Origin of the sequence: Halomonas flagellata (genome assembly GCF_022487945.1) — a bacterium.
Taxonomy (GTDB): domain Bacteria; phylum Pseudomonadota; class Gammaproteobacteria; order Pseudomonadales; family Halomonadaceae; genus Halomonas; species Halomonas flagellata.
Window position 1 is genome coordinate 49,762 of record NZ_JAKVPY010000028.1, and the last position, 9,754, is coordinate 59,515.

Below are 9,754 nucleotides of genomic sequence, written 5' to 3' on the forward strand. Positions count from 1 at the left end.
GTATCTTGTGGCGAACCGTCACGCCCCGTCCAGGGTCATAGAAGCCTGGACACAGGAGCTTGGTCACAGGAGACCTCCCATGCGCTGGATGCACTGCCTCGCCATCGGTACCCTCGGTATCGCCCTGACCGCCTGTACCACCTCGCCCACCGGGCGCTCGCAGCTGACGTTGATGTCCGACGACCAGCTCGATCAGATGGGCGCCCAGGCCTTCGCCCAGTATCAGGAAGAGCTGCCCACCGTCGGCGGTGCCCCGCTGCGCTACGTGGAGTGCGTGACCGATGCCGTGGTCCGCGCCCTACCGGCCGGCGAGCGTGACCAGAACTGGCAGGTCAAGGTCTTCGAGTCCGAGCAGGCCAACGCCTTCGCCCTGCCCGGCGGCTACGTGGGCATCAACACCGGCCTGCTCGAGATCGCCGAGAACCAGGACCAGCTCGCCGCGGTGATCGGCCACGAGATTGGCCACGTGATGGCCCGTCACGCCAATGAGCGCGCCTCCACACAAAGCGCCACCCAACTGGGCCTGTCGGTGATCTCCTCCGCCTCGGGCCTGCAGGGGCCCGGCGGCGAGCAGATGATGGCCGCGCTGGGCCTGGGTGCCCAGTACGGCATCCTGCTGCCCTTCTCGCGCCGCCACGAGAGCGAGGCCGACACCATTGGGCTGAACCTGATGGCGGATGCCGGCTTCGATCCGCGGGCGAGCATTGCCCTGTGGGGGAACATGGGGGCCACCGGCGGCGGCCGGCCGCCGGCCTGGATGTCCACCCACCCCAGCCACGGCCAGCGCATCGGCGGCCTGGAGGCCGGCCTGGGCGAGGCCATGGCACGCTACGAGCAAGCCCGCCAGGCCGGCCGCCAGCCCAACTGCCCGCGGCCCTGAATGGCCCAACGCCAGCACCTCACCCCCTCCCCCTGAACCGGAAAGCGAATGCTGAGACTCGGACTGTTGCTGTTGAGCGTGCCTATCCTGGTGCTGATGGGCGTCTACTTCTGGGAGTTGGGCGACGTGCGCGAGTGCACCCTGTCCGGCGGCTACTGGGACTACCTCGAGGGCGTCTGCCGCGACACGCCGCAGCCCTTCGCCTCCTGGCTCGACCGCCATCCCTGGCTGGTCAACGGCGGCATGCTGCTGTCGGTGGCCGGCATGGCGCTGTGCATGGTGGGGCTCTACGTCAAGAGACGCTGAATGCCCCTCGGGGCTGATCCGGCGGCAGGCCTGCGAGGAGGCGCTGTAAACCCGTCCCTGGGAGCTGACGCCACATCAAGTGACGTTGATCACAGCGCCCGGCGCAGCGCCTCGAGCACTGGAGTGGTATCGGGGCGCCTGCCGCGCCACTGGAAGAAGGACTCCGCCGCCTGCTCCACCAGCATGCCCAGGCCATCGACGCCGCGGGCGCCACGCTCGCCGGCCCACTGCAGGAACACCGTGGGCTCGGCACCGTACATCATGTCGTAGGCCGTGGCCCCCGCGGCGAAGAGGTCGTCGGGCAGCGGCGGCAGCTCATTGGCCAGGCTGGCGCTGGTGCCGTTGATCACCACGTCGAAGGGCCCCGTGACCTCATCGAAACCACCACCGCGGATCTCGCCCAGGTCGCGGAAGTCGGCGGCCAGGCGCTCGGCCTTCTCGGCGGTGCGGTTGGCGACGACCAGGCTGGCCGGGGCCGCCGTAAGCAGCGGCTCCAGCACCCCGCGCACCGCCCCGCCGGCGCCCAGCACCAGGAGACGCGCACCGGCGAGCGTGACGCCGTGGCGCTCGAGATCGCGCACCAGGCCCACCCCGTCGGTGGTGTCGCCGTAGGTCTGGCCGTTGCCGCCGAGGATCAGGGTGTTCACCGCCCCGGCCCGCCGGGCGCGCGGACTCAGCACCTCGCACAGGCGGAAGGCATCCTCCTTGAACGGCACGGTGACGTTGGCGCCACGGCCACCCGCCGCGACGAAGTCATGCCAGGCACCGGCAAAGTCGTCGAGCGGCGCCTCGATGGCGGTGTAGTCGATGGCCTCACCGAGCTCGGCCGCGAAGGCCGCGTGAATGGCCGGTGACTTCGAGTGGCCAATGGGATGGCCGAAGACACAGTAGCGGTCGGTCATGGCGTAGACGCCTCCTCGTTCAACCAATCCCTTGGATGCAGATAGTCGCGATAGAGCAGCGCCTCGGGGCTGCCGGGTTCGGGGTGCCAGTCGTACTCCCAGCGCGCCAGGGGCGGCATCGACATCAGGATCGCCTCGGTGCGTCCGCCGCTCTGTAGCCCGAACAGGGTGCCGCGGTCCCACACCAGGTTGAACTCCACGTAGCGCCCGCGGCGGTAGAGCTGGAAATCGCGCTCGCGCTCGCCCCAGGGCGTGTCGCGACGGCGGCGCACGATGGGCAAGTAGGCCTCCAGGAAGGCGTCGCCCACGGCCCGCTGGAAGGCGAAGCACTTCTCGAAGCCCCAGGCATTGAGATCGTCGAAGAACAGGCCACCGACGCCGCGGGTCTCGTCGCGGTGCTTGAGGGTGAAGTAGTCGTCGCACCACGCCTTGTAGCGGGGGTAGACGTCGTCACCGAAGGGCGCGCACGCATCCCGGGCGACCCGGTGCCAGTGCACCACGTCCTCGAGTACTGGGTAGAAGGGCGTCAGGTCGAAGCCGCCACCGAACCACCACACCGGCGCCTCCCCTGCCTTCTCGGCGATGAAGAAGCGCACGTTGCCGTGGCTGGTGGGCACATGGGGGTTCTCGGGGTGCAGCACCCAGGAGACCCCCACCGCGTGGAAGCTGCGCCCGGCCAGCTCCGGCCGGGCCGCGGTGGCGGACGGCGGTAGCCGCTCGCCGAAGACATGGGAGAAGTTGACGCCGCCCTTCTCGAACAGCGCCCCATGTTCGAGCACCCGGGAGCGGCCACCGCCACCCTCCTCCCGCACCCAGGCATCCTCGCGGAAACCGGGGCCGCCATCCTCCGCGGCCAGGCCGGCACAGAGGCGATCCTGGAGGTCGAGCAGGTAGCGCTTGACGTCATCGAGATAGGCGTGGGCCACGGGGCCTCCTGGAAGCAGGGAACGGATGGGCTCCCGGGTCAGGAGCGCAATATACGGCCGGAAATCAGGTCGCGGATGGTACTGGGGCGCTCCAGGCCACCGAGTTCCCCCTCGATGAGGGCGTCCAACTGGTCGCCGAAGATGGCACGCACCGCGTCGGCACTCATCGCCGGCGGCTCGCCGGCCTGGTTGGCCGAGGTCGAGACGATCGGCTTGCCGAAGGCCGTGCAGAGCTTCACCACCAGGGGATGGGCACTGACCCGCAGCGCTACCCGGTCGTGGTCGCCACGCAGCAGCGCATGGGAGCGACCGTTGTCGGGCACCAGCCAGGTATGGGGTCCGGGCCAGCTGGCCACCAGCGGAGCGTGGCGTTCGAGCGGCAGCCCCTCGAGCCAGGGCGCGAACTGCGCAATGCTCGCCGCCACCAGGATCATGCCCTTGGCCGGGTCGCGCTGCTTGAGGCGCAGCAGGCGGGCCAGCGCCTCGTCATTGTCGGGGTCGCAGCCGAGTCCCCAGACCGCTTCGGTGGGGTAGGCGATGACACCGCCGGCGTGCAGCGCGGCAACGGTGGTCTCGAGCGTGCAGGCTTCGGTCATGGAACTCCTCGGATGGAAACGATCGACATGGCGACGACGCCCCGGTGCCGGGGCCCTATGCTATCACGCTCCCGGTGGCGACGGCAGGCGCACCCAGCCACCGACCGCCTGGGTGGCGAGGCCCTCCAGCTCGAGCTCGAGCAGTCGGCGCTGGCATTCGGCGATACCCAGACCGGATAGCCCCACCAGGGCATCCACCGGGGTGGGAGAACCACTCAGCCAGCGCAGCAGGGGATCGGCCGACGGCGGCGACGCCGACTCCGCCGACACTGGTGACGCCGACCCGGCATCGGGCAATGCCCGCCACTGGGTGAGTTCGGCGAGGATATCGTCGATCTCGCGGACCAGCACGGCGCCGTCGCGGATCAGCTGCAGACAACCCCGGGCCTGGGGGTTGTGGATCGAGCCGGGCAGCACGAAGACCTCGCGCCCCTGTTCGGTGGCCAGGCGGGCACTGACCAGCGAGCCGCTCTTCTCGGCGGCCTCCACCACCAGCACGCCCAGCGAGAGCCCGGTGACGATACGGTTGCGGCGCGGGAAGAAGCCGGGACGCGCCCGGGTCGCGGGGGGATGCTCGGAGAGCAGCAGCCCGCCGGGGGCCTGCAGACGGCGGTAGAGACGATGATGGCGCGGCGGATAGACCAGGTCGACGCCGCAACCGAGCACCGCCACGCTGCGCCCCCCGGCCTCCAGGGCAGCCTGCTGGGCGGCACCGTCGATGCCCAGCGCCATGCCACTGACCAGGCACCAGCCGCGGCTGGCCAGCTCCCTGGCGAAGGCCGCGGCGTTGCCGAGGCCTTCCCGGGTCGGGCGGCGGGTGCCGACCACGGCGAGCCGCGGGGGCGACAGCGCCTCGAGGTCACCCAGCGCCCAGAGCACCGGCGGCGGATCGGCGATCTGGCCGAGCAGGTCTGGCCAGGCAGGGTGACCGACATGCAGGAGATGACGGGCGGAATCGGCGGCGAGCCAGGCCTGGTCGGCCTCGAGGGTCGTAGTGACAGGGCTGCGGGCGGGGTGGTCGAGCCACAGCCGCAAGGCGGTGGCCGCCTCACCGGGCAGCGCGGCCAGCCACCCCTGGGGCCAGGCCGGCGAGCGCTCGGCGATCGCCGCCAGTTCCCGACTGCCGACACCCGGCAGACGGGACAGCACCAGCCACTCCCTGGCCTGCATCGTCGCCGTCCCTCAGCGCTGGGCGGTGCCCAGGGCGCGCTGCGGGCTGCGCACCCGGTCGCCCACGGCCAGGGTACGGCTGGCCTTCATCACCAGGCCGTAGCTCATCTTCTCGTAGGGCCGGAAGACCATCACCAGGCCGGCCTCCTCGCCCGGCAGGCGCAACGCCTCGCTGGTGCGCGGGTCGCTGACCAGTTCGCCCTGCTGCTCGACCAGCAGCACATGGCCCGGCTCCAGGCCATCGCGACGACCGCGGTCCAGCGCCACCACCTGCAGGTGGCCGATGAAGCGCACGCCGCCGGGCACTGCCAGGATGCGGCCATCGACCTCACCCTCGGGCGGCCGGGGATAGAACTGGGTGGTCAGCTCGCGGCTCTCCAGCGGCAGCACGATGTCGTCGTTGCGCACTTCCTGGCGGGACGAGGTGACCTCCAGCACCACGATATCGTCCTCGCTACGCTGGCGCCGGGCCTGGCCCACGTGCTCGAGTTCGAGGCCCAGCAGCTCGCCGGAGGCAGAATCCAGGTAACGCTCGCCGATGCGGTAGAGGCCGACCCGGCCACCGCCCGCCACGCGGCCCCGGGCATAGAGGCGATCGCCTGCACCGCTGACCAGCCGGTGGTCGTCGGCACCGACCACATAGGCCAGCTCGTCGAGGTCTTCCGGGTCGTCGATGACGCGGTGCTCGCGCAGGAAGTGCTGGACCGCCTCGAGGGGAATCGGCTCGATCGCCTCGCGATGCGGCGTGGTGCGGACGCCCGGTGACAACCGCACCTCACCCTGGCCGCGCTCCAGGCCGAGGCAGGGGCGACCGTTGCAGTCGTAGAGATAGACGACGTCACCGGGGTAGATCAGGTGCGGATTGCGAATCTGCGGATTGACCTGCCACACCTCGGGCCACTGCCAGGGGTGGCGCAGGAAGCGGCCGGAGATGTCCCAGAGGGTGTCGCCCCGCACCACCGTATAGCGATCCGGCGCATCGTGCTGCAGGCCCTCCTCCCAGGTCAGCCCCTGGGCCTGCGCGCCCCCCACTGGCACCATCACCATGGCCAGGCTCAGGGCCGCTGCCCGCCCCAGGCGGCCCAGCCGGCGCCGCCTGCCATCCCTCGTCGTCTGCCTCATCCCTGCTGCCCCCTGCGTTGCCCGCGTCACGCCTGCCACCATGGAACGATGACGGCATGATATAGTCATATTTTATCGATGCGATGCGCGGCGAGCGGTTTCGCCACCGCTCGCCCGCTTCTAGAATAGTGGCATCCCCTGAATGACAGCATAACGGTGGTTCCAACGCCATGGCCAAATTACCCATCCTCGAATTTCCCGACGAGCGCCTGCGCACGAAGGCCGCGCCGGTCGAGGCGGTAGACGACGAGGTGCGCCAACTGGTCGACGACATGCTCGAGACCATGTACGACGCCCGCGGCATCGGGCTCGCCGCCACCCAGGTGGACGTCCACCGCCGGGTGATCGTCATGGATGTCAGCGACACCCAGACCAGCCCGCTGGTGCTGATCAACCCGACCTACACGCCCATCGGCGACGAGCGCGACCTGATGCAGGAGGGCTGCCTGTCGATCCCCGAGTACTACGCCGAGGTGCCCCGCTCCCTGAAGGTCCACCTCGAGGCGCTCGACCGCGACGGCACCCCCTACGAACTCGAGGCCGAGGGCCTGCTGGCCCACTGCATCCAGCACGAGCATGACCATCTCGAGGGCGTGCTGTTCGTCGACTACCTCTCGCCGCTCAAGCGCGACCGGGTGCTGAAGAAGATGCAGAAACGCCACAAGCTGATGCAGCCCGCCTGACCCCTCGGCCCCGGCCCCTGTGGCAAAGTTGCTTGCGAAGGCCGACGCCGGGCGCGTCGGCCTTCGTCGTTTCGGGCCGGCTCCGTTATCATGAGAGGCATCGCCCACTGGCAAGGCCCCCGAGATCATGTCCCGACCCCTGCGCGTCATCTTCGCCGGCACGCCCGATTTCGCCGCCGAGAGCCTGGCGGCGCTGCTGGCCAGCCGCCACCCGGTCATCGCCGTCTATACCCAGCCCGACCGTCCGGCCGGGCGCGGGCGCAAGCTGACCCCGAGCCCGGTCAAGACCCTGGCACTGGCACACGACCTGCCGGTCCACCAGCCAGAGAGCCTCAAGTCATCCGAGGTGCAGGCCGAACTGGCCGAGTTCGAGGCCGACCTGATGGTGGTGGTGGCCTATGGCCTGATCCTGCCCCGAGCGGTGCTGGAGATCCCCCGGCTGGGCTGCCTCAACGTCCACGCCTCGCTGCTGCCGCGATGGCGCGGCGCCGCCCCGATCCAGCGCGCCATCGAGGCCGGTGACGTCGAGAGCGGCGTGACCATCATGCAGATGGATGCGGGCCTGGACACCGGCGACATGCTGCTGGTCCGGCGCACGCCGATCACCGCCACCACCACCGGTGGGGAGCTCCACGACACTCTCGCCGCCCTCGGGGGCGAGGCCATCGTCGAGACCCTGGATGCCCTGGCCGACGGCGGGCTGACCGCCATGCCCCAGCCGGAAGCCGGCGTCACCTACGCCGCCAAACTTTCCAAGGCCGGGGCCGAGCTGGATTTTCGCCGGCCGGCCGCCGAACTGGCAGCCCGGGTTCGTGCTTTCAATCCCTGGCCGGTCGCCTGGTGCGCCCTGGGCGACGAGCGCCTGCGACTGCTGATGGCCGGGGCTGGCGTGCCGGAAGACGGCGAGACACCGGCGACACCGGGCACCTTGCTGGCTCACGATACCGAGGCGCTGCGCATCGCCTGCGGCCCGGGTGGCCACCAGGTGCTGCGGGTGACCCGCGCCCAGCTGCCCGGCGGCAAGCCGCTGGCGGTGCGCGAACTGCTCAAGGCCCGGGCCGAGCGCTTCCCCACGGGGCGATGCCTGGGCCGCCTCACCGAGGAGACACCACGATGAGCGTCGGAACCCCGGACAACCGCCGCAGCCAGCCCCGCGGCCTGCAGAACGACAGCGGCCTCACGCTGCGTGCCGCCGCCGCCCGCGCCCTGGTCCCGGTAATCACCGCCAAGGGCTCGCTGACCGACCTCGACGACCATCAGGTGGTGGCCCGCGACCGCGCCCTGTTCAAGGCACTCTGCTACGGCACCTGCCGTACCCTGCCACGGCTCGAGGCGCTGGCCGCCAAGCTGCTGGTGAAGCCCTTCAAGGCCCGGGACGCCGATGTGCAGGCGCTGCTGCTGATCGGCATCCACCAGTTGCTCTATCTGCGCATCCCGGCCCACGCCGCCGTGGGCGAGACCGCCGGGGCCGCCCGCCTGCTCGGCAAGGAGTGGGCGACCCGGGTGCTCAACGGCTGCCTGCGTCGACTCCAGCGGGAAGCCGCCGCCCTCCAGGCCGAGGTGGATAGCGACCCCGCGGTGGCGTTGCTGCACCCGCGCTGGCTGCTCAAGGCCCTGCGTCAGGCCTGGCCCGACGACTGGCGCGCCATCTGTGAGGCCAACAACGAACCGGGTCCCATGACGCTGCGGGTCAATCGCCGCCACGGCGACCGCGAGGCCTATATTGACCGGCTGGACGGCGCCGGCCTCGACGCCAGGCTCTGCCTGCACGCCCCGGATGGAGTGACCCTCAAGACTCCCTGCGACGTCCACGCCCTGCCAGGCTTCGAGGAGGGGCACGTCAGCGTGCAGGACGAGGCCGCCCAGCTCACCGCGGTGCTGCTCGGCCCGGTGCTGGCGCCACGCCCCGGCGCCCGGGTGCTGGATGCCTGCTGCGCCCCCGGCGGCAAGACGGCGCACCTGCTGGAGCTGTTCGACATCGACCTCCACGCCGTGGACAGCGATGCCGTGCGGCTGGCCCGGGTGGAGGATGCCCTGGCCCGGCTCGGCCTCGCCGCCACCCTGGCCCACGGCGACGCCACGCAGCGGGACTGGTGGGACGGCACCCCCTTCGATGCCATCCTGCTCGATGCACCCTGTTCCGGCAGCGGCGTGATCCGTCGCCACCCGGACATCAAGCGACTGCGGCGCCACTCGGACATCCCCAAGCTGGCCGAGCTGCAGGCCCGACTGCTCGACAACCTCTGGTCCCTGCTGCGCCCCGGGGGCACCCTGCTCTACGCCACCTGCTCGGTGCTGCCCGAGGAGAACGCCGATCAGATCCAGGCCTTCCTGGCACGCACCTCGGACGCCTCGTCCACCACCCCCCACGACGTGACCTGGGGTCGCCCCGCCGGCGCCGGCCGCCAGCTGCTGCCGGCACCGGACAGCCACGACGGCTTCTTCTATGCCAGACTGGTGAAGCAGGCGGGCTGAGTCCGCCGATACCTGCAACGATCCAGGGGAAGCACCATGAGCCACCATACCTACAAGCACATCGAACTCACCGGATCCTCCGAACTGGGTATCGAGGAGGCCATCAACAGTGCCATTGCCAAGGCCTCGGAGAGCCTTCACGGCATGCGCTGGTTCGAGGTCACCGACACCCGGGGGCATATCGAGCACGGTCGCGTTGCCCACTGGCAGGTCACGCTCAAGATCGGCTTCACCCTCGACTGACCCCCGTGCCAAGGCCGGACCTGTTCGCCGGGTGGCGCCTGGTTTATGCTGACTCCCTGTTGCGGCGCACAAGGGACGCCGCTCGACCCCCGTGTGGAATAACGACAAGCCATGAAGATCATCATTCTCGGCGCCGGCCAGGTCGGCGGCACCCTGGCCGAACACCTGGCCCGCGAGGAGAACGACATCACGGTGGTGGACACCGATGGCGAGCGGCTGCGCGAGCTGCACACCCGGCTCGACATCCGCACCGTGGTGGGCCGCGGCTCCTACCCCATGGTGCTGCGCCAGGCCGGCTGCGAGGACGCCGACATGCTGATCGCGGTGACCAGCGCCGACGAGGTCAACATGATCGCCTGCCAGGTCGCCCACACCCTGTTCCGCACCCCGACCAAGATCGCCCGGGTGCGCGCCACCGCCTACCTGACCCGCAAGGGGCTGTTCGCCCACG

General features: G+C 70.4%; 12 protein-coding genes. 7 read left to right on the forward strand and 5 right to left on the reverse strand.

Annotated elements, in window-relative coordinates; genetic code table 11:
- Positions 1-79 precede the first annotated feature (79 nt).
- Positions 80-880 (forward strand): M48 family metallopeptidase, encoded by an 801-nt coding sequence (locus MKP05_RS18465; RefSeq protein ID WP_240569613.1) that lies wholly within the window; start codon positions 80-82, stop codon positions 878-880.
- A 48-nt stretch (positions 881-928) separates the two neighbouring features.
- Entirely contained in the window at positions 929-1,186 is a 258-nt protein-coding gene (locus tag MKP05_RS18470; RefSeq protein ID WP_240569614.1) for a hypothetical protein, read from the forward strand.
- Between the two features lie 89 nt (positions 1,187-1,275).
- On the opposite strand, the gene aroE is transcribed toward MKP05_RS18470, so the two are convergent.
- The 5 genes from aroE to MKP05_RS18495 all read right to left on the reverse strand — a co-directional run bounded on the left by aroE (position 1,276) and on the right by MKP05_RS18495 (position 5,827).
- Positions 1,276-2,088, reverse strand: coding sequence for a shikimate dehydrogenase (gene aroE / locus MKP05_RS18475; protein WP_240569615.1), 813 nt, complete (start codon positions 2,086-2,088; stop codon positions 1,276-1,278).
- Positions 2,085-3,014, reverse strand: coding sequence for an oxygen-dependent coproporphyrinogen oxidase (gene hemF / locus MKP05_RS18480; RefSeq protein ID WP_240569616.1), 930 nt, complete (start codon positions 3,012-3,014; stop codon positions 2,085-2,087). Before hemF ends, aroE begins: the two co-directional genes overlap by 4 nt.
- Positions 3,015-3,052: 38 nt before the next feature.
- Complete coding sequence (tsaC, locus tag MKP05_RS18485) at positions 3,053-3,610, reverse strand: L-threonylcarbamoyladenylate synthase type 1 TsaC (protein WP_240569617.1); 558 nt, start codon at positions 3,608-3,610, stop codon at positions 3,053-3,055.
- A gap of 63 nt (positions 3,611-3,673) precedes the next feature.
- On the reverse strand, positions 3,674-4,780 hold the full coding sequence (dprA, locus tag MKP05_RS18490) for a DNA-processing protein DprA (RefSeq protein ID WP_240569618.1): 1,107 nt from the start codon (positions 4,778-4,780) through the stop codon (positions 3,674-3,676).
- Between the two features lie 12 nt (positions 4,781-4,792).
- Positions 4,793-5,827, reverse strand: a complete 1,035-nt coding sequence (locus MKP05_RS18495) for a LysM peptidoglycan-binding domain-containing protein (protein ID WP_240569623.1) — start codon at positions 5,825-5,827, stop codon at positions 4,793-4,795.
- 245 nt (positions 5,828-6,072) lie between these two features.
- Here MKP05_RS18495 and def point away from each other — a divergent pair, with 245 nt between their 5' ends.
- From def to MKP05_RS18520, 5 genes are all read left to right on the forward strand, one after another.
- Positions 6,073-6,585, forward strand: a complete 513-nt coding sequence (gene def / locus MKP05_RS18500; RefSeq protein WP_110282681.1) for a peptide deformylase — start codon at positions 6,073-6,075, stop codon at positions 6,583-6,585.
- Between the two features lie 127 nt (positions 6,586-6,712).
- Positions 6,713-7,702 carry a methionyl-tRNA formyltransferase gene (gene fmt, locus MKP05_RS18505; protein WP_240569619.1) on the forward strand — a complete coding sequence of 330 codons (990 nt, stop codon included), beginning with the start codon at positions 6,713-6,715 and terminating at the stop codon, positions 7,700-7,702.
- Positions 7,699-9,060, forward strand: a complete 1,362-nt coding sequence (gene rsmB, locus MKP05_RS18510) for a 16S rRNA (cytosine(967)-C(5))-methyltransferase RsmB (protein ID WP_240569620.1) — start codon at positions 7,699-7,701, stop codon at positions 9,058-9,060. Before fmt ends, rsmB begins: the two co-directional genes overlap by 4 nt.
- Before the next feature lie 36 nt (positions 9,061-9,096).
- Positions 9,097-9,303, forward strand: coding sequence for a dodecin (locus MKP05_RS18515; protein ID WP_110282684.1), 207 nt, complete (start codon positions 9,097-9,099; stop codon positions 9,301-9,303).
- A gap of 111 nt (positions 9,304-9,414) precedes the next feature.
- A partial coding sequence (locus MKP05_RS18520; protein WP_240569621.1) for an NAD-binding protein occupies positions 9,415-9,754 on the forward strand: 340 nt, incomplete at its 3' end.